24 protein-coding genes and 1 pseudogene are annotated in these 22,071 nt (G+C 66.6%); 18 read left to right on the top strand and 7 right to left on the bottom strand.

Features of this window, described 5'->3' with window-relative positions; genetic code table 11:
• Positions 1-94 precede the first annotated feature (94 nt).
• The 3 genes from ACFQ4G_RS03025 to ACFQ4G_RS03015 all read left to right on the top strand — a co-directional run bounded on the left by ACFQ4G_RS03025 (position 95) and on the right by ACFQ4G_RS03015 (position 1,677).
• A complete protein-coding gene (locus ACFQ4G_RS03025; RefSeq protein ID WP_238203685.1) occupies positions 95-622 on the top strand; it encodes a hypothetical protein in 528 nt (175 codons plus the stop codon).
• Positions 619-1,362, top strand: a complete 744-nt coding sequence (locus ACFQ4G_RS03020) for an HAD family hydrolase (protein ID WP_238203686.1) — start codon at positions 619-621, stop codon at positions 1,360-1,362. Before ACFQ4G_RS03025 ends, ACFQ4G_RS03020 begins: the two co-directional genes overlap by 4 nt.
• 138 nt (positions 1,363-1,500) lie before the next feature.
• Positions 1,501-1,677 (top strand): hypothetical protein, encoded by a 177-nt coding sequence (locus ACFQ4G_RS03015; RefSeq protein WP_238203688.1) that lies wholly within the window; start codon positions 1,501-1,503, stop codon positions 1,675-1,677.
• A 19-nt stretch (positions 1,678-1,696) separates the two neighbouring features.
• Here ACFQ4G_RS03015 and ACFQ4G_RS03010 read toward each other — a convergent pair whose 3' ends face one another.
• A complete protein-coding gene (locus tag ACFQ4G_RS03010) occupies positions 1,697-2,176 on the bottom strand; it encodes a MarR family winged helix-turn-helix transcriptional regulator (RefSeq protein ID WP_238203690.1) in 480 nt (159 codons plus the stop codon).
• 154 nt (positions 2,177-2,330) lie between these two features.
• Here ACFQ4G_RS03010 and ACFQ4G_RS03005 point away from each other — a divergent pair, with 154 nt between their 5' ends.
• On the top strand, positions 2,331-3,110 hold the full coding sequence (locus ACFQ4G_RS03005; protein WP_238203692.1) for a DUF1499 domain-containing protein: 780 nt from the start codon (positions 2,331-2,333) through the stop codon (positions 3,108-3,110).
• Here the strand turns inward: ACFQ4G_RS03005 and ACFQ4G_RS03000 are convergent.
• Both ACFQ4G_RS03000 and ACFQ4G_RS02995 read right to left on the bottom strand, forming a co-directional pair.
• Positions 3,103-4,050, bottom strand: a complete 948-nt coding sequence (locus ACFQ4G_RS03000) for an MBL fold metallo-hydrolase (RefSeq protein ID WP_238203694.1) — start codon at positions 4,048-4,050, stop codon at positions 3,103-3,105. The two genes, ACFQ4G_RS03005 and ACFQ4G_RS03000, sit on opposite strands and share 8 nt — an antisense overlap.
• Before the next feature lie 86 nt (positions 4,051-4,136).
• A complete protein-coding gene (locus ACFQ4G_RS02995; RefSeq protein WP_238203695.1) occupies positions 4,137-5,144 on the bottom strand; it encodes a DUF2865 domain-containing protein in 1,008 nt (335 codons plus the stop codon).
• Positions 5,145-5,480: 336 nt separating this feature from the next.
• On the opposite strand from ACFQ4G_RS02995, the gene ACFQ4G_RS02990 reads away from it, so the two are divergent.
• From ACFQ4G_RS02990 to ACFQ4G_RS02980, 3 genes are all read left to right on the top strand, one after another.
• Complete coding sequence (locus ACFQ4G_RS02990) at positions 5,481-6,827, top strand: Nramp family divalent metal transporter (protein WP_238203697.1); 1,347 nt, start codon at positions 5,481-5,483, stop codon at positions 6,825-6,827.
• Between the two features lie 177 nt (positions 6,828-7,004).
• Positions 7,005-8,393, top strand: a complete 1,389-nt coding sequence (locus tag ACFQ4G_RS02985; RefSeq protein WP_379039671.1) for a carbohydrate porin — start codon at positions 7,005-7,007, stop codon at positions 8,391-8,393.
• A gap of 565 nt (positions 8,394-8,958) precedes the next feature.
• A complete protein-coding gene (locus ACFQ4G_RS02980; RefSeq protein ID WP_007568853.1) occupies positions 8,959-9,135 on the top strand; it encodes a DUF1328 domain-containing protein in 177 nt (58 codons plus the stop codon).
• 147 nt (positions 9,136-9,282) lie between these two features.
• On the opposite strand, the gene ACFQ4G_RS02975 is transcribed toward ACFQ4G_RS02980, so the two are convergent.
• Positions 9,283-9,519, bottom strand: a complete 237-nt coding sequence (locus tag ACFQ4G_RS02975) for a NepR family anti-sigma factor (protein ID WP_379039669.1) — start codon at positions 9,517-9,519, stop codon at positions 9,283-9,285.
• A 180-nt stretch (positions 9,520-9,699) separates the two neighbouring features.
• Here ACFQ4G_RS02975 and ACFQ4G_RS02970 point away from each other — a divergent pair, with 180 nt between their 5' ends.
• Together ACFQ4G_RS02970 and ACFQ4G_RS02965 are read left to right on the top strand one after the other, a co-directional pair.
• Positions 9,700-10,500, top strand: coding sequence for a response regulator (locus ACFQ4G_RS02970; RefSeq protein ID WP_019904850.1), 801 nt, complete (start codon positions 9,700-9,702; stop codon positions 10,498-10,500).
• Between the two features lie 534 nt (positions 10,501-11,034).
• Positions 11,035-11,331 (top strand): hypothetical protein, encoded by a 297-nt coding sequence (locus ACFQ4G_RS02965; protein ID WP_238208599.1) that lies wholly within the window; start codon positions 11,035-11,037, stop codon positions 11,329-11,331.
• A gap of 159 nt (positions 11,332-11,490) precedes the next feature.
• On the opposite strand, the gene ACFQ4G_RS02960 is transcribed toward ACFQ4G_RS02965, so the two are convergent.
• Positions 11,491-11,685, bottom strand: coding sequence for a KGG domain-containing protein (locus ACFQ4G_RS02960; protein WP_026597129.1), 195 nt, complete (start codon positions 11,683-11,685; stop codon positions 11,491-11,493).
• A 331-nt stretch (positions 11,686-12,016) separates the two neighbouring features.
• Here ACFQ4G_RS02960 and ACFQ4G_RS02955 point away from each other — a divergent pair, with 331 nt between their 5' ends.
• A complete protein-coding gene (locus ACFQ4G_RS02955) occupies positions 12,017-12,460 on the top strand; it encodes a cyclic nucleotide-binding domain-containing protein (protein ID WP_238208598.1) in 444 nt (147 codons plus the stop codon).
• Positions 12,461-12,470: 10 nt separating this feature from the next.
• Here the strand turns inward: ACFQ4G_RS02955 and ACFQ4G_RS02950 are convergent, their stop codons facing one another.
• Positions 12,471-12,914 (bottom strand): VOC family protein, encoded by a 444-nt coding sequence (locus ACFQ4G_RS02950; RefSeq protein ID WP_238208597.1) that lies wholly within the window; start codon positions 12,912-12,914, stop codon positions 12,471-12,473.
• Between the two features lie 79 nt (positions 12,915-12,993).
• Here ACFQ4G_RS02950 and ACFQ4G_RS02945 point away from each other — a divergent pair.
• The 8 genes and pseudogenes from ACFQ4G_RS02945 to greA form a co-directional block, all read left to right on the top strand.
• Positions 12,994-13,497 (top strand): annotated as a pseudogene (locus ACFQ4G_RS02945) (N-acetylmuramoyl-L-alanine amidase); the annotation flags it as partial.
• Positions 13,406-14,047 carry a L,D-transpeptidase gene (locus tag ACFQ4G_RS02940; protein ID WP_379039665.1) on the top strand — a complete coding sequence of 214 codons (642 nt, stop codon included), beginning with the start codon at positions 13,406-13,408 and terminating at the stop codon, positions 14,045-14,047. The pseudogene ACFQ4G_RS02945 and the gene ACFQ4G_RS02940, both read left to right, overlap by 92 nt.
• Positions 14,048-14,415: 368 nt before the next feature.
• Positions 14,416-17,094: a pyruvate, phosphate dikinase gene (ppdK, locus tag ACFQ4G_RS02935; protein WP_238208595.1), complete on the top strand. Its 2,679-nt coding sequence runs from the start codon at positions 14,416-14,418 to the stop codon at positions 17,092-17,094.
• Positions 17,095-17,338: 244 nt separating this feature from the next.
• The gene (locus ACFQ4G_RS02930) at positions 17,339-17,566 is read left to right on the top strand and encodes a hypothetical protein (protein WP_238208594.1); all 228 of its coding nucleotides are present in this window, start codon (positions 17,339-17,341) and stop codon (positions 17,564-17,566) included.
• Between the two features lie 201 nt (positions 17,567-17,767).
• A complete protein-coding gene (locus ACFQ4G_RS02925; RefSeq protein WP_238208593.1) occupies positions 17,768-18,718 on the top strand; it encodes a cell wall hydrolase in 951 nt (316 codons plus the stop codon).
• Positions 18,719-18,925: 207 nt separating this feature from the next.
• Positions 18,926-19,534, top strand: a complete 609-nt coding sequence (locus tag ACFQ4G_RS02920) for a hypothetical protein (RefSeq protein ID WP_238208592.1) — start codon at positions 18,926-18,928, stop codon at positions 19,532-19,534.
• 112 nt (positions 19,535-19,646) lie between these two features.
• Entirely contained in the window at positions 19,647-20,633 is a 987-nt protein-coding gene (gene acuI / locus ACFQ4G_RS02915) for an acrylyl-CoA reductase (NADPH) (RefSeq protein WP_238208591.1), read from the top strand.
• A 42-nt stretch (positions 20,634-20,675) separates the two neighbouring features.
• Positions 20,676-21,137, top strand: coding sequence for a transcription elongation factor GreA (gene greA, locus ACFQ4G_RS02910; protein ID WP_238208590.1), 462 nt, complete (start codon positions 20,676-20,678; stop codon positions 21,135-21,137).
• 2 nt (positions 21,138-21,139) lie between these two features.
• Here greA and ACFQ4G_RS02905 read toward each other — a convergent pair whose 3' ends face one another.
• Positions 21,140-22,009: a LysR family transcriptional regulator gene (locus tag ACFQ4G_RS02905; RefSeq protein WP_238208589.1), complete on the bottom strand. Its 870-nt coding sequence runs from the start codon at positions 22,007-22,009 to the stop codon at positions 21,140-21,142.
• Positions 22,010-22,071: the final 62 nt, after the last annotated feature.

The following is a 22,071-nucleotide window of genomic DNA, read 5'->3' as shown; positions in this document are numbered from 1 at the left end:
TCGGCCCCGTGTTCACGCGGTGCCACACTAGCGACCCGGTGCGCCCGCATAAACCCGTTCCGTCTCCGCCTTTTTACGCATGATTGTCCCGCGCATGCTCGACCCCGCAACCTTCGTGGCTCATCCGGCGCCCGGCCGCTCCTGCGGGACCTGCACCCTGTGCTGCAAGGTCTACGACGTCCCGGCGGTGGAGAGCGTCGCCGGCCAATGGTGCCGGCACACCAGGCAGGGCAGGGGCTGCGCCATCCATCCGACGCGGCCTGACCATTGCCGGGCCTTCCATTGCCTCTGGATGACCGAGGCTTGGATGGGGCCGGAATGGAAGCCGGAACGGGCGAAGATGGTGCTCGCCCTCGATCCGGTGACGAAGAACATGAACGTGCAGGTCGATCCGGGACAGCCCAATGCCTGGCGGCGCGAGCCGTATCATGGACAGTTGCGGCGCTGGGCCGCCGCCTCCCTGGCGCAGGACCGCCTCGTTCTCGTCCACCTCAACAAATCCACCACCGTGATCCTGCCGGACCGCGACGTGGCGCTTGGCGTGTTCGAGCCCGGCGACCGGATCGTGCGGCGCGAGCGCGGCGGCGCCTTCGACGTCGAGAAGGTGAGTGCCGGCGCGTGAGTTCCCATCGACCGCGGCACCTCGCCGGCATCCTGTTCGACAAGGACGGGACCCTCGTAGATTTCGACCGGACCTGGGGACCCGCCGTCTATGCAGTGATGGAATCCCTCACCGGCGGCGACCGCGCCCGTCTCGAAGACCTGATGGCAGTGAGCCATTATGTCGAGGAAGAGCGGCGCTTCCTGTCCACATCGCCACTGATCGCCGGGTCGTCGGCCGCCTATGGCCCGCTCTGGGCGAAGGTGCTCGGCCGGCCGGCGGGACCGGCCTTCTACGGTGAGATGGACAGGCTGTTCCGGACGGAGGGACTGAGGCACGTCCGCCCGATCGGCGACCCGGCCGGAACGGCGCGGCATCTCGCCGAGGCGGGTTACGCGGTCGGCATCGCCAGCAACGATTCCGAAGCGTCCGCCCGGGCGCAGGGCGATGCGCTCGGACTGACCGCGCACCTCGCCTATGTGGCGGGCTACGATTCCGGGCACGGCGCCAAGCCGGAACCCGGCATGGTCGGCGCTTTCGCCGTCCATCTGGGGGTCGGCGGCGACCGGATCGCGATGGTCGGGGACTCGCCTTACGACCTCGTGGCCGGGCGCGCCGCCGGTGCCGTGACCATCGCCGTCCTCAGCGGTCCGCTGGGCGAGGCGGCGCGCGAGGTCATGGCGCCGCTCGCCGACCATGTCATCGGCTCGATCGCCGACCTCGCCGGATTGCTCGAGCGGATCGCCGAACAGGACGCGTGACGCTCGCGGGTTGAAAGCGGGATCCCGCGCCACCTGCGGCCCGGCTCGCCAGACCCGGTATCGCGCGAGGAGCGCAACGTCGGCGTCGCGACCAGCCTGAACCGCTATCTCTACCGGGCAGGTCTCGACACCGATTCCGTGCGCGATTCGCGTTGGCCGGACCCGGATTCCCTTACCCGCTACGACAACGTCACGGTGGGCGACCTCGTCAAAGGGATCGGCGCCTCCGACGCGTTCTGCAAGCTTCGCGCCGCCCGTCAGATCGACCCGCTCGCGCAGCCGGAGGGCCGGCCGGTGATCCGCCAGGAACTCTGAAATCCGGGGATCTCGAGGATCAGTCGTCGGAATCGGCGCGGGCGACGTCGCGCCATTTCAGCACGAGATCTTCGAAGGCCGCGATGTCTTCCTGCGGCAACGTGCCGAGGGTGCGGGCGACATAGGCCTTCTGTGCCGCGATGCCGTGCGCCGCGATCTCGGTGCCCGCCGGGGTGAGGTGGAGGGCGTGCGAGCGCCGGTCACCGGGAATGGCGTGACGCTCGACGAAGCCGGCCTCCACGAGCCGGTCGATCAGCCCCGAGACGTTGCCCTTCGTGACGTAGAGCCGCGCGGCGAGGTCCTGCTGCGTCAGTCCTTCGCGCTCGGTGAGCGTGGAGAGCACGTCGAATTGCGGGATCGAGAGGCCGAGCTTGCGCAATTCGGCCGCCATGGCTGCGGTGACCCGCCGGTTGAGCCGGATGAAGCGGAACCAGACCCTCAGCGGGTCTCCCGCTTGCCCGTCGGTCACGTGAGTGCAGGTCGCTGCGGTGAGGCTCATGTCAAGGCCGCTATAGCAGAACCGGGCGGCATCGAAAGCCCGACGCAACTCGCGGGTGGCGTCGGAATGCGAGGCCCGGTAAAGCTTGGGCCCAGGCGCGGATACCATCTACCGACTGCGCGGCGATCTCCCGGACAGCGATCTCATCCGTATCATGCGTCGTTCGCTCATCGAGGAGCCCATCACCCGCGCCGGCCCGCTCTCGCGCGGCACCGCCATCCTGTCCGTCCTCGTCACTCTGTTCGCCCTCGTCCTCGTGCGCGATCCGCGGGCGGAGGAGGGACCCGCTCTGGTGACGCTGGGGTCCGGCCTCGTCCTGGCGTTGATCGCCATCGCATTCTCGCTCTTCGCGTTCGTCCGGGTCTGGCGCGAAGGCGCGCGTGGGTTGCGCGGCGCTCTCGCCGGCCTGTTCCTCGCCCTCGTCGTCCTCGGCTACCCGGCCTACGTCGGAATCCGCAGCCTGCGGCTTCCGGCCATCGCCGACGTGACCACCGATATCGACAATCCCCCCGCTTTCTCGCGATCACGGGCCGCCTTCGCCGCACGGGAAGGCCGCTATCCGCCCGATCCGGGGCCGGAGGCACGCGCGGCCCAGCGCGCGACCTATGTCCAGATCGCGCCGCTGACCCTCGACCTCGACGCGAACGCCGCCTTCGAACTCGCCCGCAAGGCCGCGGTGAACCGGAAATGGCAGATCGTCGAAGCGATCCGCCCGGGCGGAAGGGTCGGAAACGGGCGGATCGAGGCGGTGACGCGCGGGCTGATCCTGAACCTCGCCAACGACGTCACCGTGCGGGTCCGGCCGAGAGCGGACGGGGCGCGGATCGACGTGCGCTCGGCCTCCCGTATCGGCGACCGCGATTTCGGCGCCAATGCCGACAGCATCAGGTCCTATCTCGACGAGGTCGCCAACCTCGCCATCGCCGTCAAATGAGCGGCGAGGCCGGCGCGTAGACGCCGTCGAGGCGCGACGGACCGTCGGTGACCACGATCCCCCGTTCCACCATGTCCTCCAGATGGGCGAAGACCGAGAGCGCCGCGGCGCCCTGCAGGGCCGCGCTCAGACCCTGATAGATCACCCCGACGATGGCGCGGATGTCGCGGTCTCCGGCCTCGATCCGTGCGCGGATCGCGGTCTCGCGCTGGCGCCGATGGGCGGCGAGGCCGCGTACGAACCGGCGTGGATCGCGCACGGGGCCGCCATGGCCGGGCCAGTAGATCGTCTCGTCGCGGGCGCGCAGGGCCTCGAGCGACGCCATGTAGGCCCGCATCGAACCGTCGGGCGGCGCCACGATGGTGGTGGACCATGCCATCACGTGATCGCCCGAGAATAGGGCCGTCTCCTCCGGCAGCGCGAAGGCGAGATGGTTCATGGTGTGGCCGGGCGTCTCCACGGCCTCCAGCGTCCAGCCCGGTCCCTCCAGAATGTCTCCCTGCACCATCTGCCGATCCGGCGCGTGGTCGCGATCCGCGCTGGCATCGAGATGCGGAAACTCGCCCTCGGCCAGGACCCGCGCGGCGCGGTGCGGACCGCAACCGACGATGGGCGCCCCCGTGGCGGCCTGGAGCAGCCGTGCGCCGGGCGAATGATCGCGGTGAGTGTGGGTGACGACGATGGCGGTGAGGCGTTCACCCGAGATCGAAGCGACCAGGGCTGCGACGTGAGCGGGATCGGCGGGGCCCGGATCGATGATCGCCACCTCGCCACGTCCGACGATGTAGCTGCAGGTGCCGCTCGACGTGAACGGACTGCCATTCGGGCAGACACGCCGACGCACCAGCGGCGTCAGGACGACCGTCTCACCGCTGGCCGGCGCCGCGCCGTCGAAGCCCGGATCGGCCCTGGTATCGCCCTCGTCGCTGGTCTTCGTCATGCGGTACCCGGAACGTTCGCTGTCGCGTCCGCCCCTAAGCCATCATGCGGCATGCCACAACGGATCTTGCCACAACGGACCAGGCCTCAACGGGTGAAGGGCGAGGGCACCACGACGCGAACGACGGCGAATCCAGCGTCGTCGTCCTGGCTGCGCTGAACGATGCCGAAGCCGCCGGTTCCGCTCACGTCGCCCATCTGTGCGACCCGGATGCGCGGGGCGCGGTCGAGCGTCCGGGTGGCCTGACGGATATCCTGCGCCGAGCCACGGGCATCCGCCTCGCGCCGGACGACGTCGATCTTACGGTCGATGTTGCGGCGCTGGCGCCGCGACAGGACGCTCGCTTCGCGAAAATCCACCACCTTGAACCCGCCCGGGCGGGTGGAGACGACGACGCGGGCACTCGACGGCGTGGCGACCACATCGCCGACCCGCGCGGTCATATCATGCTCGATCGCCAGCGGCGTGGCGGCGACGCCTTCCGGTTGGCAGGAGCACTGGTCGACGCGCTTCGTGCGGTAGAGATTGGCCACCTGAAGGGTGCGATAGGGCCGCCCGTCGAGGCCGATGGCGCGGTCGAGATCGGTCTCGCCGGCACCGAGGGTGTAGAGGCTGATGGCGGCGTTCGGGCAGGCCGCCGCGCAGGCCGCCTCGTGGACGGGAACGTCGGAGCGTGACGCCAGGCGCCCCAGCGGGAACAGGTAGCCGTCGCAGGCGCGGACGCAGACCGTACGGGCGCCGAGCGCGGAGGCCGTCAGGGCGGCCGAGGCCGTACGGCTCAGGCGAGGAGAGACCGGGCGCTTGATACGCGCCTGACGATATGTCTGGCGAAAGGACTGGGCGACCGTGACCCGGCGCGCATCGGGCAGAGAGGCGTAGCGCGGACGGGCCGGACGCGCCACGGGCGCCGGGGCGGCCTGGGGCTGGACCGCGGGTCCGCGAAAGATCTCCTCGAAGAAGCTGAAGATGCCGCCCCGCTCCGAGGCCTGAACGAGGCTCGACCCGGCGACGACCCCGCCGATGCCGAGGATGAGCCCGGCCACCACCGGAGCCGCGACCCGCTTGTGCGCCGCAAAGATCGTCTTCGTGCTCACAGGGCCAGTCACCCGCATCGTCTTCCCAACCCTTCGGCAATCCCTCGGCAGGACGCTCGTCTTGCGTAAGGCCCGCACTGGTCGCTTCGCAACGGGGGCAGACCACCGAGGGGCAAGAGTCCGGTGGGCAAACGGGCGCGATCCCGGGTCGTTCTCAGGACATGCTGAACGTCGCAAGGGAGAGGGAGTTTCGGCATCCCCGGAACCCTGCCGGCCCGACAGGTGAGGCACGACGTCCGCCGGCGTTCTTAGCCTTTGTTTTTCATTATAGCCGATGCTATACGGCAATTCGGGTGCAGTGCAGCGCTCATGGCTCAGCTCGGCGGATTTCCACGGATGGACAGGCTCAACGACGATCGGGCGTGGCGCTTCAGCCGCGAGACCCGGGAACAGCCGAGCCTCGGCCGCATGAACGCCAGCGTCCCCGTGCTGACCCATGGAAGCTGGCTGCGGCGCCTGCTCGCCTTCCTCGGTCCGGGCTACATGATCTCCGTCGGCTACATGGACCCCGGCAACTGGGCCACCGACATCGCGGGCGGCTCGCAGTTCGGCTACACGCTGCTCGCCGTCATCCTGCTCTCGAACCTGATGGCGATCGTGCTGCAGGCCCTGTCGGCCCGGCTCGGCATCGCCACCGGCCGCGACCTCGCCCAGGCCTGCCGCGATCATTATCCCCGGCCGGTGAGCTTCGTCCTGTGGATCGCCTGCGAAGCGGCGATCATCGCCTGCGACCTCGCCGAGGTGATCGGCACCGCCATCGCCCTCAAGCTGCTCTTCGGCATTCCGCTCGTCATCGGGGCAATCATCACCGCCCTCGACGTCTTCCTGATCCTACTCCTGATGAAGCGTGGCTTCCGGGCGCTCGAAGCCTTCGTCATCGCGCTGCTGCTGGTGATCTTCGTCTGTTTCGGCATCCAGATCGCGCTCGCCGCGCCACCGATCCAGGCCGTACTCGCGGGCTTCATCCCGTCGTCGGAGATCGTCACCAACCCAGCCGCCCTCTACATCGCCATCGGCATCATCGGCGCGACGGTGATGCCGCACAACCTCTACCTACATTCGTCCATCGTGCAGACGCGGGCCTATCCCCGCACCGAGGAAGGCCGCCGCGGCGCCCTGCGCTTCGCGGTGACCGATTCGACCATCGCCCTGATGCTCGCGCTCTTCGTCAATGCGGCCATCCTGATCATGGCCGCGTCGGTGTTCCATTCCACCGGGCGAACCGATGTCCAGGAGATCGAGCAGGCCTACGAGCTGCTATCGCCGCTGCTCGGGGCCGGCATCGCATCCACGCTGTTCGCCGTGGCCCTTCTCGCCTCCGGCCTGAACTCCACCGTCACCGCGACGCTGGCCGGCCAGATCATCATGGAAGGCTTCCTGCGCCTGCGCATTCCCGACTGGGCCCGGCGCCTCATCACGCGCGGCATCGCCATCGTGCCCGTCGTCATCGTCACGGGCCTCTACGGCGAGGCGGGAACGGCGCGCCTGCTGGTTCTCAGTCAGGTCGTCCTGTCCATGCAATTGCCCTTCGCCGTCGTTCCCCTCGTCCGCTTCGTCTCGGACAGGGAGAAGATGGGAGCGCTGGTGATCCCCTCCTGGCTGAAACTCACCGCCTGGGTGATCGCCGGCATCATCATCGTCCTCAACATCAAGCTCCTGGTCGACGTCGTCACCGGAGCCTGATCGGCCCGAGCGACCGCCCGCTGCCCTGAAGGCAGGCGGGCGGAGATAGTCCCGCGACGTCCCGACCGAACCGCATCGCGGCATCGGGAGGGAGAGCTTTGCCCAACAATATAGCACCAGCTATACTATCGCGACGAGGCAGTAATGATGAGTATCGGGAGGGTCGAATTTCGGAGAATGAGACGGCAGGGGATGGTGGCGGCCGCCATCATCCTCGCGGCCTCCTCCGCTCGCTCCGAGCCTGTCGAGACGGGGGCCCTGGACGATCGACCGGCGCAATCGGCGCCCCTCGAGCCGGACCGTCCGCCCTCGATCCAGTCCTCCCTCGGCGCGTTCGGCGACCCCGGCGGGTTCCGCAGCCTGCTCGCGGCACGCGGCATCACCTACAACCTGCTCTACACGAACGAGGTTCTCGGCAATGTGGCCGGCGGCGTCCGGCAAGGCCCGATCCATGCCGGCAAGTTCGAGGCGGCCGTGACCCTCGATCTCGACCGCCTTGCCGGCTGGACGGGCTGGAGCGGCTTTGCCAACGTCTTCCAGATCCACGACACGGGCGGCCTGCGCGATCGCAGCTTCCAGCGGCTGATCACGGTCAGCAACATCGAAGCCTATCCGTCGACGCGCCTGTCGGAACTCTGGCTGGAGCGGAATTCGGCGGACCAGCAGCTGAGCCTACGCATCGGCCAACTCGTGGCGGACGGCGAATTCTTCTCTTCCGAGACCGGCAAGATCTTCCTCAGCAACGACTGGCCGACCATCACCGGGGCCAACCTGCCGAGCGGAGGTCCGGCCTATCCGCTCTCGACTCCGGGCATGCGGCTTCGCTGGACGCCGGACGCCTCGGTGAGCGCGCTCCTCGCCGTCTTCAACGGCGATCCCGGCGATCAGGCGAGCGTCAATCGGACCGGACTGAACTTTCGGCTCAACGATGCGCCCCTGGTCATGGGCGAAGTGCAATTGCGCTCGACCTCGAAGACAGACGAACTCCCGGGAAGCATCAAGCTCGGCGGATACCAGCACTTCGGACGCTTCGACGATTATCGCTACGATCGCGCGGGACTGCCTCTCGCAAGCCCTCGCAGCACCGGCACAGTCAGACGCCACGCCGGCACGAGCGGCGTCTATGCGGTCGTCGACCAGCAACTGTACAGACCCGAGGGAGGCAGCGAGAGCGATGGCATCTTCGCCTATACGCGTATCTCGTCGAGTCCTTCGGATCGAAACCTCATCGATCTGTGGGCGGATGGTGGAGTGGTGGTCGCCGGGATGGTGCCGGGCCGCCCCAAGGACGCATTCGGCCTCAGCTTCATCTACGCACGCATCAGTGACAGCGCCCGGCGCTCCAACCAGGATCGCGTCTTTCTCGACGCCGGTTTCCAACTCGTTCGCAGCTACGAGGCGACGATCGAAGTCACGTATCAGATCGCGGTGGCGCCGGGTTGGATCATCCAGCCCGACATCCAATACGTCTTCAATCCGGGCGGAGGGATCGTGGACCCGTCGTTTCCCAACAAGCGGATCAAGGGTGGAGCGGTCTTCGGTCTTCGCTCCACACTGACCTACTGATCTACGAGGATCAGCGCCGACGCTGGGGACGGACGCGGACCGGTACCGGTTGCGGCGCAGGAAGAGTACCTTCGACCGCCTGGACAATTCCACGGGCCGCGGCAGCGACTGCATCGAGGAAGCGCCTTGCTAGGGATCCGGCCGTCGACTCTCTCATCGTAACGTATCCGTGCTCGGGAACAGGTGACGAACGCGACATCGGACACCGGGTTCCACATCCGCGTCAACAGCTATCTGGGGTGATCCCTCGCGCGCCTGCAAGATACCCGTCGATATACCCGTCGATTTGACGCATCTCGCGTGTGCGGTGGCCGGGACGACGACCTGTTGTTACCCGGCGATCTGGCGAACGATGACGTCGGCCGCATGCCGGGACAGGAGACAATTCCCGGCACCGACATCCCTGCATCCGAAGTAACCATATCGGTCCGGCGCGAGTCTCCCCACCTCGGAAAAGCAATCGTGTCGGCTTTGTGTCGAAGTCAGGAACCGGGCGGATAACTTGGCGTTATTGCTGTCATGAGGTCGCGGCACAGGTCGCGCCAGCGTCACAAGGATTACGCAAATGCTCGGTTGGGCCGTAACATTTCTCGTCGTGGCTCTCGTGGCCGCTCTGCTTGGTTTCGGCGGTATTGCCGGCACGGCGATGGAAGCCGCGAAGCTCGTCTTCTTCGTCGCCATCGTGCTGTTCGCCATATCGGCCGTCGTCGGCCTGATGCGCGGCCGCTCGCCGACACTTTGACGATCACGATCATCGGCATGGGAGTGCCGAAGGCTTGAACGAAAGGGAAAGCCGCCGGATCGATCCGGCGGCTTTCTCAAGTTCCCGCGGCTCTGCAGATCTACACTGTGCCGATGCGCACTTCTGCCTTGGCGGGACTGCCGTAACTCAAACCTCGTCGAGGGATCGACTGGAGGATTCATCCATCTGAGCGATCAGGTCACGGAAGCGATCCGGAACCGGCTGCTGAACGATGGTGTCGTACATGGCGCGCAGGTGCATACCGATCCGCTTCTGAGTCAGGTCGCTCAATCGGTGGGGCTCGGTGTTGTCCTGCTTCACCTCATGTTCCCGCTCTGATCGCATCTCCGTGATGGAGACACGGCCTGTCTCGTCGTCGTCCATTCGGTTATCCCCTCGATGCCATCGGCTGGCATCGCCGCGATTGTTTTGCGGCTTGACATAAGTCATGGCTGCACCTGCAACGCGGTGCCATACAATCGGTTCCGGGCTTGCGGAACAGAGCCGATCGGTCCGCGTTGTGGCGGTGGCGATCATAAAGAACGGCAGAGCCAAGGGGATCTAATGTCGACAGCTCAACTCGTCGTGCAACACCTGCCGTACCTGCGCCGGTATGCGCGGGCACTGACCGGCAGCCAGGTCGCCGGCGATGCATATGTGGCGGCGACGCTCGAGACGCTCGTCAACGAGCCGGATACGCTCGGACGCAGCACCAACGTCAAGGCCGACCTTTTCCGCGTCTATACGCGCATTTGGAATTCCCTTTCCGTCAACGGCCAGAGCGATCAGGTTCAGCACGATCTCCCCGCCGAGGTGCGCCTCGGCCAGATCACGCCGCTGCCGCGCCAGGCATTCCTGCTGTCGTGCCTGGAAGGCTTCTCGGAAGAAGACGCGGCCGTCATCCTCGAAGTCGACGTCAGCCAAGTGCGCGACCTCGTCGACGAGGCCGGCCGCGAACTCGCGGCCGACATGGCCACCGAAATCCTCATCATCGAGGACGAGCCGCTGATCGCGATGGACCTCGAAGCCCTCGTGGAGGGTCTCGGCCACAACGTGATCGGCGTCGCCCGGACGCGGACCGAGGCGATCAAAATCGCTTCGGAAGGCTCACGTCCCGGTCTCATCCTCGCGGACATTCAACTCGCCGATGGTTCGTCCGGCCTCGATGCGGTCAACGATCTGCTGAAGACGTTCGAGGTTCCGGTGATCTTCATCACCGCTTATCCGGAGCGTTTCCTCACCGGCGAGCGGCCGGAGCCCGCCTTCCTGATCGCGAAGCCGTTCCAGCCCGCCAACGTCTCCGCCGTGATCAGCCAGGCGCTGTTCTTCCAGCAGAGTGCCCGTCGGCGCGAGAAGACGGCCTGATCCTGCGCGACCGACCGCCGGACCCAGGCGGTCCTTGACTGTCGATCGACGGAAGCCCCGGCACGGAGCCGGGGCTTTTCGTTTTCGCGAGGCCGGTTCCAAGATGCTCGGCCAGTGAACGCCGGAAGACTTGGCCCGACGAAAAACGGGCCGGACAGATGTCCGGCCCGTGAAAAGTTTCCGGCCAATGCACAAGGGGAATGCGGGGGGAGGACCAGGCGGCCGGGTGATCTGTTAACGGATGGAATGCAACACGGTTCCAAAAAATGCGATACCCTTCGCTTTACGGATTGACGTGGTTTTTCAGTCACATCCTTTACCGAACGACTCGCGAATGGCCGAGATTTTTTGCAATATCGAAGCCTATTTTTACTGACCGTAAAGTTTTTAGACCAGTCGAGGAACCGGCGAGGATTTGGCTGCGTTGTCGAGCATCCTGTCAAGCTCCGTTTGGAGATTACGACGATGCTTCGGTCTGGCTTCATCCTCAGCGTCACTGGACCGGCTGCCCTCATCGCAACGCTGATGCATCCGGTGATCCAGCGCGAAGCCGACCTTCGCTCGCCACCGATCTCTGTCAGCAAGACGAGTTTCGCGACAGCCTACATCTCCCAGCAACCTGCCATCTCGGCGGCGACGACCGTTCGTGAAGCGACCGCCCGCTCGACCGAGCGGAAGAGCCCGGCGGTCTCGGAAGATCAGAACACGGTTCTGAACGAGAAGCCCGCATTGAAGCCTCGCCGGACGATGCGCGATGGCTGCGAAGGTGCGATCAGCTCGCTTGCCGGCCCGGAAGCGCGGCGCATGATCCCCGGACGTTGCATCGCCTAAACCTCGGCGACGTACCCGCAGGTTCCGGTCTATCGATAGCCCTTCGCGTCGAGCGAAGGGTTTTTTCGTTGCAGCCTCAGTCTCACGGAACGGCATAGCCAAAAAGAAAGGCGCGGGCCGGAAACCGGCGCGCGCCTCGCTCGTCTCAGAATAAGTCTGCTAGTCTTCGCCGGGCCGTCCGGGACCAGTCGACTGTCCGCCCTTGCGTCCAGCCGAAGAAGCCAGTTCGCGATCCTGGGAAAAAGAACGCTTTTCCGCAGGTACGCTACGACCACCTTTGCTCGCGATCTCGCGTTGCCGCTCCAGATCCATCGATGCAAAACCTCGCTTCGAGGTAGAATTTCCTGATGCCATCAGCGCCTCCTCAGCATGGGTTCTCGAACAGGACAACCTTCGCCAATATCGATGGTTCCTCTGCGAGCGTTGCCGAAGACAAAAGCCATTCTCCATCTCGCCCAGCGCGCTCCATCATTGGTCGTCATCGATTCGGGTGCGGCAAAACGTGCGTGCTGGATTGGAACGCGGAACCCGCCGGGATCCCTATGGCCAAGCCGTTCACGGCCGTACCCGATCAGACGGCGGTGTGCCTCGAATTCGAACCGGGCTGGACAATGCCCGGGCAACCCGCATGGATGCGCGCGATGAAGGCGGCCGCCACGCGGCGCCCGCGACCGGAGCGTTCAGAATGACACTCGATACAGAGGTATCCTCGCTGCGCCAGGTGCCGCTGTTTCGCGGGGTCGAGCCATCGCGTCTCAAACTCCTCGCCTTCACCAGCGAGCGGGTCCATTTCGAGGCCGATCAGCAGCTATTCGCCCGCGGCGACGTCGCCGATGCTGCCTATCTCATCCTGGAGGGCTCGGCCGCCGTCACCATCGACGGGTCGTATGGCTCGTTCCGCCTCGCGCTTCTCGGGCCGAACGCCCTCGTCGGAGAGATGGGTATCCTCGCGGACCAGCCCCGCTCGGCCACCGTCCAGGCGGAGACCGCCGTCACGGCCCTGCGGATCGACCGCACCGTCTTCCTCGAATTGCTGGCGCAGTTCCCGCAGATCAGTATCGCCGTCATGCGCGAGCTCGCTTTGAGACTCGAGCACACCAATCAGCAACTGGCCGAACGCCGCGGATGAGCCGGCGCCCTCATTCGGCCGGATAGGTGATGAACTCCATCAGCGACCCGTCCGGATCGCGGAAATAGACGCTGATCCCGGACCCGGCCGCGCCGTTGCGCTCCACGGGGCCGAGCTCCACCGGCACGCCGTTCGCTGCGAGATGGGCGATCGCGCCCTCGATCGGGCCCGACCAGCGGAAGCAGAGATCGCTGCCGCCGGGCATGACCGGATGTTCTGCCAGCGGCTTGGGCGACAGGCCGGGGCCGTGCACGTTCAACTGCACGCCGCCGAACCGGTAGACGAAACCCTTCCCGTTCGGCACGATCTCGGCCCCCATCACGTCGCGATAGAAGGCGGTGGACCGCGCCCAATCGGACACGTGGATCACGCAATGGTCGAGATGGATGGCCGGCCCCAGGGCGGCGAGCGATTCCTCAATGTCGGAGACGGTGAGGGTCTGGGTATCGGCCATCGCTGAAACCTTCCTGTCTGGCGGCGGCGCGCAGAAAAGCGCCGAATGATCCCGCCGCAAGGATAACGAGGGTTCGTCCGCTCACCTCGTCATCGACCGCGACGGGTCGGTGATCCAATGCCTGAGCTTCGACAAAGTGGCGTGGCATGCCGGAAAACCGAAGCTGCGTGACACGGGACCGGCCCCACGGTCGCCGTCGGCGAAGGGCTCGATCTCAGATCGCGCACGACCTCTCCGCTGGTCGGATTGCTGCCCGCCGGGACCCTCGTGGAACCGATCGAGCGGGAGGGAAGATGGCTCGGCGTCAGCGTGCCGAATACGCGAGCCCAGCCGAGCTGGACGGGCTGGATCCACGAACACGACCTCTCGTAAACCCGGTGGGATGGACAGGTTCCCACCGGCTGCGGCGGGAAAGACACAACATCGGCGGTCCACGGCGGGTAGTCATGAGGGCAATGATCCGCCCGACGACCACTCTCGTGGAGCCATCGATGCATATCCGCCGCGTTCTTCTCAGCCTGCTCGTCATCGCTCCATTGGCCGCGTGCAATTCCCGCGGCCCGATGACCGTCGCGCAGGATGACGAGGCGGCCTGGTATACTGGTTCGATGCCCGACAAGCCCTTCGACGTTCCGCTGGTGGACACGTCCCGGCTCGACCCGAAATACCGCCGGCAGGTCGTCCGCTACACCGGCGCGGAACGCCCGGGCACGATCGTGGTCGATATCGACAATCGGCAGCTCGCCCTGGTTCAGGAGGACGGCACCGCCCGCCAGTACGGCATCGGTGTCGGCAAGCTCGGCTTTTCCTGGAAGGGCGAGGCCAAGGTCGGACGCAAGGGAACCTGGCCGGATTGGAGCCCCACCACCACGATGGTCTCGCTCAACCCCGACCTGCCGCGGACCCGCAAGGGCGGCGTCGACAACCCGCTCGGCGCCCGCGCGCTCTACCTCTACCAGAACAACCGGGACATCCTGTTCCGCATCCACGGCACCAACGAGCCCTGGAGCATCGGCGAGCAGATGTCGTCCGGTTGCGTGCGCATGCTCAACGAGGACATCGTCGACCTGTTCGAACGTGTCCCCGTCGGCACGCGGGTCCTGGTGAAGCGCAACGGCAAGTATCGGGTCTGAACAGATCGCCGAGATGATGTGATCGGACCCGCTCGGCGGAGCGGGCGACGATCCTCGATCTTCCATGTCCTCTGCGGGGGCGTAGAAGTCCGGACCCCGCTCGCGCGGTGATCGGCCCGTTACAATGTGGTGGTCTCTCTCATCCGAGCCTGAGCGAACGCCTGGGCGTTTTGCGCGCAGTGTCGTAGGACATGGCCGGACCCTGTGGATGGACCTGGGTTTCGCGGCCACTCGATGACGGGCGGATTCACCGTGGTGTACAGCGGAGGCGCCGGGCTCAGGCGTTCATCTTGCATTGCAGCATGGGATGGTCCAACGGGGCGTCAACGGGCACTGCGTCCCTCACTGTTGCAAGCGGATCGATGACGATGGCGAAGTGGGTCTACTCTTTCGGCGACGGCAAGGCCGAAGGCCAGTCGTCCATGCGCAACCTCCTCGGAGGCAAGGGTGCCAACCTCGCCGAGATGTCGAATCTCGGCCTGCCGGTTCCTCCCGGCTTCACCATCACGACGGAAGTCTGCACCTGGTACTATGACAATGGTCGTCAGTATCCGCAGGAACTGAAATCCGAGGTCCAGGCCGCCCTCGACGCCGTCGGGGCACTCACCGGCCGCGGCTTCGGCGATCCGAAGAACCCGCTCCTCGTCTCGGTCCGCTCGGGCGCCCGCGCCTCCATGCCGGGCATGATGGACACGGTGCTCAATCTCGGCCTGAACGACGTCACCGTCGAGGCCCTGGCCGAAGGCGCCGGCGATCCGCGCTTCGCCTACGATTCCTACCGCCGCTTCATCACCATGTACTCGAACGTGGTGCTCGACGTGGAGCATCACGCCTTCGAGGAGGCGCTGGAGCATTACAAGGAGACCAAGGGCTTCAATCTCGACACCGAACTCGGTGCCGAGGACTGGAAGCACATGATCGGTCTCTACAAGAAGATCGTCCGCGACGAGCATGGTTCGGACTTCCCGCAGGGCGCCGAGGACCAGCTCTGGGGCGCCATCGGCGCGGTGTTCAATTCCTGGATGATCCCCCGCGCGAAGAAGTACCGCGAGCTCAACAACATCCCCGAGAGCTGGGGCACGGCGGTCAACGTCCAGGCCATGGTGTTCGGCAACATGGGCGACACCTCGGCCACCGGCGTCGCCTTCACCCGCAACCCCTCCACCGGTGAGCGCGCGCTCTACGGTGAGTTCCTGATCAACGCCCAGGGCGAGGACGTGGTGGCGGGTATCCGCACGCCGCAGGACATTACCGAGAAGGCGCGGATCGAGGCCAAGTCCGAGAAGCCGTCGATGGAGCGGGCGATGCCCGAATCCTATGCCGAGCTGGTGCGGATCTATGGTCTCCTCGAGACCCATTACCGCGACATGCAGGACATGGAGTTCACCATCGAGAGCGGGAAGCTCTGGATGCTCCAGACCCGCAACGGCAAGCGCACCGCCAAGGCGGCTTTGCGCATTGCCGTGGATCTCGCCGCCGAGGGCCTGATCACCGAGGAGGAGGCGATCGGCCGGGTCGAGCCCGCCGCCCTCGACCAGCTCCTCCATCCGACCATCGACCCGAAGGCCGAGCGCAAGGTCATCGCCTCCGGCCTGCCGGCCTCGCCGGGTGCCGCCACCGGCGAGATCGTGTTCAATTCCGAGGATGCCGAGGCCGCCCGCAAGGCCGAGCGCAAGTGTATCCTGGTGCGCATCGAGACGAGCCCCGAGGACATCCACGGGATGCACGCCTCGGAAGGCATCCTCACCACCCGCGGCGGCATGACCTCGCACGCCGCCGTGGTCGCGCGCGGCATGGGCAAGCCCTGCGTCTCCGGCTGCGGCACTATCCGCGTCGACTACAAGGCCGGCACCCTCACGGTGGCGGGCACCACCCTGAAGGCCGGCGACAAGATCACCATCGACGGCTCGACCGGACAGGTCCTGCTCGGTGAAGTGAAGATGCTGGAGCCCTCGCTCTCCGGCGAGTTCGCGACCCTGATGAGCTGGGCCGACAAGGTCCGCACCATGAAGGTGCGCACCAATGCCGACACGCCCACCGACGCCCGCGCCGCCCGCAACTTCGGCGCCGAGGGCATCGGCCTGTGCCGCACCGAGCACATGTTCTTCGAGGGCGACCGCATCGTCGCCGTGCGCGAGATGATCCTGGCCGACGACGTCGAGGGCCGGCGCTCGGCACTGGCCAAGATCCTGCCCTACCAGCGCCAGGACTTCGTCGAGCTGTTCACGATCATGTCCGGCCTTCCGGTGACGATCCGTCTGCTCGATCCGCCGCTGCACGAGTTCCTGCCGCATACCGATGCCGAGGTGCAGGACGTCGCCAAGAGCACCGGCGTGTCGGAGGAGAAGCTCCGCCGCCGGATGACCGAGCTCCACGAGTTCAACCCGATGCTCGGCTTCCGCGGCTGCCGCCTCGCCATCGCCTTCCCGGAGATCGCGGAGATGCAGGCCCGCGCCATCTTCGAGGCCGCCGTGCAGGCCGCCAAGGAGACGGACGCCCCCGTCACGGCCGAGATCATGGTGCCGCTGGTCTTCACCCAGATGGAGTTCGACATCGTCAAGGCGCGCATCGACGCCATGGCGAAGGCCGTCACCGAGGAAACCGGCGCGACCCTGTCCTATCAGGTCGGCACGATGATCGAGCTGCCCCGCGCGGCCCTGCGCGCCGGCGACATCGCCAGGACCGCCGAGTTCTTCTCCTTCGGCACCAACGACCTGACGCAGACGGCGCTCGGCATCTCGCGCGACGACGCGGCGACGTTCCTCGGGGCCTATACCCAGAAGGGCATTCTCACCGCCGACCCGTTCATCTCGATCGATCAGGAAGGCGTGGGCGAGCTGGTCCGTATCGGCGTCGAGCGGGGCAGGGCGGTCCGCCCCGACATCAAGCTCGGCATCTGCGGCGAGCATGGCGGCGATCCCGCCTCGATCGGCTTCTGCCAGGAAGTCGGGCTCGATTACGTGTCCTGCTCGCCCTACCGCGTGCCGATCGCCCGTCTCGCGGCGGCCCAGGCCGCTCTCGCGAGCCGGAACAAGACGGCCGGCTGATCGGCCTGACTCTCGAAGCGACCATGCGACGGAAGGGCGGCTCCAGGCCGCCCTTTTTCTTGCGAATCCTGCCGCGAAAGATTTCGTTGAACAAATCTTTGAAAACCCGGTGAACCGATGTCGTGCGGGCACGTTGAGTGCTAGTGCCAGACCGAAGCGCGACGACGCTCCCGGCTTGGTGGGACGGCGAGTAATACGCGCGGGAATGCCGACCATGAGCGACTCGAGCCCGACCCCCTTATTCATGAACGAGACCCCTGTCTCCGTCCCCGTATCTCGGGCGGTGCAGCAGGCCTATCTCTGGCTCGTCGCGACGCTGGGCGGCGTTGCGACAGTCGCGCTCCTGGTCTTCGCCGTCGCGACCCAGAGCAGTGCCGATGCCGAGCGGATCTCCGGCGAGAAGGGGCGGTCCAGCGTCCATTCCCTCGTGGGGGCCCTGGCGGTGACCCATGGACGACCGGGAAGCTTCTGACCGATCCGGGTCGAACGGATCGTCTTAAGACACTCGCAACCATAACACCCGATAGTTCGGATCATTCTCGTCGCTCCCCGAAGCAGGGACCGACGCGTCGTGGTCCATGGGTGGGTTGGGTTGGTCGTGAGTACGAGACGCGTTCGCCGTCCTTCCCGCAGGCACTGGCTCCGGGCTTCAACGGTCCCCTGGACATTGGCGATGGGTTTCGTCGTGTCGTTCACCGCCACGGCCGGGACCGACACTTCGTTTCACGGCCGCGAGGAGTCGCATGGGGCACGGATCGCCCTGCAGCTTTCGCCCGACACCCCCGGCACCCGTCGACGCTCCGATGCGAAGGCGACGGAGCGGCTCTATCCGAACCATGCCGCGCGCGGGCCGCACGACACTGCGGCGACCCTGCTCAATGTCGGTCTGACCGAGATGGATGCGGACCGCCTCATCCCCGGCTCCGCGATCTGGACTCCGGATCTCGAACCGACCAACGGCTTCATGCCACCCTCGCAAGCGAACGGTGCCGAGGAGGGCGAGGAGCCTTCCGACGGTGCCACGCCCGCGATCCCGCGCGCCATCGCCCTGTCCTCGACCACACCGGCACCGGCCGATGCCACGCCGATCGAGGTGGCCGCCGCGAGTCTGATGATCCCGGGATTCTCGCCGCGCAAGGATCTCGGCATCGGCGGCGCCGAAACCACGCCCGACGACGCCCGGCATCGCTACGCCGACCTCATCGTCCCCGACGCCATGGACCGCGAGCAGCGCTGCCTCGCCGAGGCGGTTTATTTCGAGGCGCGCAGCGAGCCGGAGGACGGGCAGGCCGCCGTCGCGCAGGTGATCCTCAACCGCGTCAAGAGCGGGCTCTACCCGTCGAATGTCTGCGGCGTGGTCTACCAGAACCGGCACCGCTACATGGGCTGCCAATTCTCCTTCGCCTGCGAAGGCAAGTCGCTGCGCATCACCGACGGCCCGTCCTGGCAGAGCGCGACCCGGATCGCCAGCGCGGTCATCGAGGGACGCACGTATCTCAGCGAGGTCGGCGGGGCCACGCATTACCATGCCGACTACGTGAAGCCCGGCTGGTCGCGGCGCCTGAAGAAGATGGACGTGATCGGCCGGCACATCTTCTATCAGCTCAAACGCGGCCAGACCTGAGATCGCTTTAACCACGCGTGAATCTTGAGCGACGGCTTTACTTAAGCAGAGTCAGATCTGCGTAGTCTTAAGCCAGGGTTAATTTTACCCTGATCTCCGATACAGCTTGCTCCGAGCGCAACTTGACCGCCTCTAATGCGTCGAGGGGTGCGTGCCGTCAGTGGCCGCGCACCGATCACATCGCATTTCAGTGTCGAGGATTCCGTCATGACCGCGCCGGTCGCCCGTTTGACCCTTTTCGCCGCCGCCCTCGGTGCCTCCGTCCTCGCCACATCGGCCCAGGCCGGCGGCTGCGGCGGCGCCGAATGCTACCGCCATGTCAACACCCCGCCGGTCTACGACACCGTGTCCGAGCGCGTTCTCGTCCGGCCCGCGCGGACGGTCTACCGTTCCATCCCGCCGGTCTTCGAGACCGTCGCCGAGCAGGTCCAGGTCTCGCCGGGCGGCCGCGTCTGGCAGACTCGTCGCGATGCCTATGGCGAGATGATCGGCTGCTGGGTGAACATCCCGCCGCGCTTCGCCGTGCGCCATCGCCGCGTCCTCGCCCAGCCCGGCCAGACCATCCCGGAGACGATCCCCGCCGAGTATGCCAGCGTCCAGCGCACCGTCCTCGTCGCGCGCGGCCGGTCCGGCTGGGTTCCGGCCCATGGCGGCGGCGGTTATGGCGGTGGCGGCTACGGCGGCGGCTATGCCGGCTCCTATGGCCCCCGCCTTGGCAGCTCGCTCCCGGACGCTTTGAGCATCGCCGGCGCCAGCTCGGCCGATGTGGGCGTCGGCCTCGGCTTCTCCAGCGGCAGCATCTACGACGGCTACTGAGCCAACGAGCCAGATCGCCGCCACGGCCCCGGGCGCATCCGCGCTCGGGGCCGTCTTGATTCAGGCCAGGTGCGCCACAGGTCTCCCCAGAACCGAGAGGAGATGCACCGACATGGCGACGTTCAAGGCATGGGTGGTCGAGAAAGGCGAAGCGGGCCAGACGCTCCGCTTCACGGATTTCGACGAGGCCGACCTCATGGACGGGGACGTCACGGTCCGGGTCACCCACTCGACCCTCAACTACAAGGACGGGCTGGCGATGACCGGGCGCTCGCCCGTCGTTCGCCGCTTCCCGATGATCCCCGGCATCGACTTCTCCGGCATCGTCGAGCGTTCGGACCATCCCGGCTACAAGGCCGGCGATGCCGTGGTGCTCACGGGCTGGGGCGTCGGTGAGAGCCATCTCGGCGCCTATGCCGAACGCGCGCGGGTGAAGGGCGACTGGCTGGTGCCGCTGCCGGACGGGCTGAAGCCCGAGGAAGCGATGGCCGTGGGCACGGCCGGCTACACCGCCATGCTCTGCCTCATGGCCCTCGACGCCCATGGCCTGACGCCGTCCGACGGGCCGGCCATCGTCACCGGCGCATCCGGCGGCGTCGGCTCGGTGGCCGTGGCGCTCCTCGCCAAGGCCGGCTGGCACGTCATCGCCGTCACCGGCCGGGCGGGCGAAGCGGATTACCTGAAATCGCTGGGCGCCGCCGAGATTTTGGACCGCGCCGAGCTCTCCAATCCCGGCAAGCCCCTGGCGAAGGAGCGCTGGGCGGCCGGCATCGATGCCGTGGGGTCGACGACCCTCGCCAATCTCCTCGCTTCGACCAAGGCCGACGGCGCCATCGCCGCCTGCGGTCTGGCAGGCGGCATGGACCTGCCGACCTCGGTGGCGCCGTTCATCCTGCGCGGGGTGACGCTGTTCGGCATCAACAGCGTCACCACGCCCTTGCCCAAGCGCAGGGAGGCATGGGCCAGGATCGCGCGCGACCTCGACCGGAATCTCCTCGCCACGATGACGAGCACGGTGCCGCTCTCCGAGGTCGGAAAGCTCGCCGAAGACATCCTCGAAGGGCGGACCCGCGGCCGGACCGTCGTGACGGTCGGATGAGGGAAAGCGGAACCGTTCGGCGTCCGAAGCATTGCCGCCTTCATGAGCAGTGCATTCGTCAAAGAGCGTGAAGGCGGCGAAGCCTTCGAGGATCTCCCCGATCGTCCGCTTTCGCCCCATCCGAATTTCGTCACCCCCGAGGGGCTCGCGCAGATCGAAGCGGAGGTCGCGCGGCTGCAGGCCGAGTTCTCGGCGCTGAAGCCCGACGCCAAGGCGGACGAGGCCCGGGTCACGCGCGATCTCGCCTACTGGACCGCCCGTCTCGGCTCGGCCGAGCTCGTGGCTCCCATGGACGGCGACAAGGTCCATTTCGGCTCGACGGTCTCGATCATCAAGGAAGACGACACCAAGCAGACCTTCCGCATCGTCGGCGAGGACGAGGCCGATCCCGCCAAGGGATCGATCTCCTACGTGTCGCCCATGGCACGCGCCCTCACCGGCAAGAGCGCCGGCGACACCGTCGAGGTGAACGGCCACGAGATCGAGATCGAATCGATCGGCTGATCCTATTCTGTGCCTTCGATCATCGGGCGCATGGTCCCGATCTCAGTGGCCATGGCGTCCATGAAGGCGCGGACGCGCGGCGCATGACGCAGGTCGGCATGCGTCAGGATCCACAGCGAGGTCGCCAGTTCGGGCTCGTTGTCGGACAATCTGATCAGGTTCGGCCGTATGTCCGCGTCCCATCGCGACAGCGGACCGACGCCGCAGCCGGCCTCGATCGCCTCGCGCAGCCCGAGAACGGTGTTGATCGACATCGCGAGCCCGTCGGGTCCCATCCGGGTCTTGGCGAAGGCGGTGAACCGTCCGCCGGCCACGCCCTCGCTCGGGCAGATCCAGGGACATTCGGATAAGGGCCGTCCTACGAAGTCCCGCGTTCCGTAGATAGCCCAATTGATGGTGGCGAGGCGCCGCCCGACGAGGCTCGGGGGAGGGCGGTCGCTGGCGCGGATCGCCACATCCGCATCCCTGCAGAGATTGAGCGATTCCTCGGCCAGAACGAGATCGAGCCGGATGCGCGGGTAGCGCCGTCGAAACCCGGCGAAGATCGGCATCAGGATCGCGGTGACGAGTCCGGCGGGCGCCGTGATCCGCAGGTCGCCGGCGGGCTCCGAGGAGCGTCCCGCCAGTTCCCGGTTGAACTGCGCCACGGTGTCGTCCATCCGCCCGGCGGCGAGCACCATGGCGCGGCCGGCTTCGGTGGGGACGTAGCCGGACCTGTGACGCTCGAAGAGCGGCGCCTGGATCGACGCCTCGATATTGCCGAGGCGGCGGAACGCCGTCGAATGGTTGATGCCGAGATGATCGGCGGCACGGGTCAGGCCGCCCTGCTCGGCGATGGCCCTCACCAAGCGAAAATCATCCCAGTCCGACACGCTTCGCTGAGCTCCTCACGCGACCTTGCAGCAATGCAAAACAGCCTTTGCAGATCGAGGCA

The organism is Methylobacterium marchantiae, assembly GCF_042679825.1.
GTDB lineage: Bacteria > Pseudomonadota > Alphaproteobacteria > Rhizobiales > Beijerinckiaceae > Methylobacterium > Methylobacterium marchantiae.
The sequence above is the reverse complement of the archived record's forward strand: the minus strand, read 5'-3'. Positions and strand labels throughout refer to the sequence as shown.

Bases quoted from the DNA above. Each gene is read 5' to 3' on its own strand.
- ACFQ4G_RS03025 (WP_238203685.1), top strand. From the start codon at position 95: ATGCTCGACCCCGCAACCTTCGTGGCTCATCCGGCGCCCGGCCGCTCC.
- ACFQ4G_RS03010 (WP_238203690.1), bottom strand. From the start codon at position 2,176: ATGAGCCTCACCGCAGCGACCTGCACTCACGTGACCGACGGGCAAGCG.
- ACFQ4G_RS03005 (WP_238203692.1), top strand. From the start codon at position 2,331: ATGCGTCGTTCGCTCATCGAGGAGCCCATCACCCGCGCCGGCCCGCTC.
- ACFQ4G_RS03000 (WP_238203694.1), bottom strand. From the start codon at position 4,050: ATGACGAAGACCAGCGACGAGGGCGATACCAGGGCCGATCCGGGCTTC.
- ACFQ4G_RS02990 (WP_238203697.1), top strand. From the start codon at position 5,481: ATGGACAGGCTCAACGACGATCGGGCGTGGCGCTTCAGCCGCGAGACC.
- ACFQ4G_RS02985 (WP_379039671.1), top strand. From the start codon at position 7,005: ATGAGACGGCAGGGGATGGTGGCGGCCGCCATCATCCTCGCGGCCTCC.
- ACFQ4G_RS02980 (WP_007568853.1), top strand. From the start codon at position 8,959: ATGCTCGGTTGGGCCGTAACATTTCTCGTCGTGGCTCTCGTGGCCGCT.
- ACFQ4G_RS02975 (WP_379039669.1), bottom strand. From the start codon at position 9,519: ATGGACGACGACGAGACAGGCCGTGTCTCCATCACGGAGATGCGATCA.
- ACFQ4G_RS02970 (WP_019904850.1), top strand. From the start codon at position 9,700: ATGTCGACAGCTCAACTCGTCGTGCAACACCTGCCGTACCTGCGCCGG.
- ACFQ4G_RS02960 (WP_026597129.1), bottom strand. From the start codon at position 11,685: ATGGCATCAGGAAATTCTACCTCGAAGCGAGGTTTTGCATCGATGGAT.
- ACFQ4G_RS02955 (WP_238208598.1), top strand. From the start codon at position 12,017: ATGACACTCGATACAGAGGTATCCTCGCTGCGCCAGGTGCCGCTGTTT.
- ACFQ4G_RS02950 (WP_238208597.1), bottom strand. From the start codon at position 12,914: ATGGCCGATACCCAGACCCTCACCGTCTCCGACATTGAGGAATCGCTC.
- ACFQ4G_RS02940 (WP_379039665.1), top strand. From the start codon at position 13,406: ATGCATATCCGCCGCGTTCTTCTCAGCCTGCTCGTCATCGCTCCATTG.
- ppdK (WP_238208595.1), top strand. From the start codon at position 14,416: ATGGCGAAGTGGGTCTACTCTTTCGGCGACGGCAAGGCCGAAGGCCAG.
- ACFQ4G_RS02930 (WP_238208594.1), top strand. From the start codon at position 17,339: ATGAACGAGACCCCTGTCTCCGTCCCCGTATCTCGGGCGGTGCAGCAG.
- ACFQ4G_RS02925 (WP_238208593.1), top strand. From the start codon at position 17,768: ATGGGTTTCGTCGTGTCGTTCACCGCCACGGCCGGGACCGACACTTCG.
- ACFQ4G_RS02920 (WP_238208592.1), top strand. From the start codon at position 18,926: ATGACCGCGCCGGTCGCCCGTTTGACCCTTTTCGCCGCCGCCCTCGGT.
- acuI (WP_238208591.1), top strand. From the start codon at position 19,647: ATGGCGACGTTCAAGGCATGGGTGGTCGAGAAAGGCGAAGCGGGCCAG.
- greA (WP_238208590.1), top strand. From the start codon at position 20,676: ATGAGCAGTGCATTCGTCAAAGAGCGTGAAGGCGGCGAAGCCTTCGAG.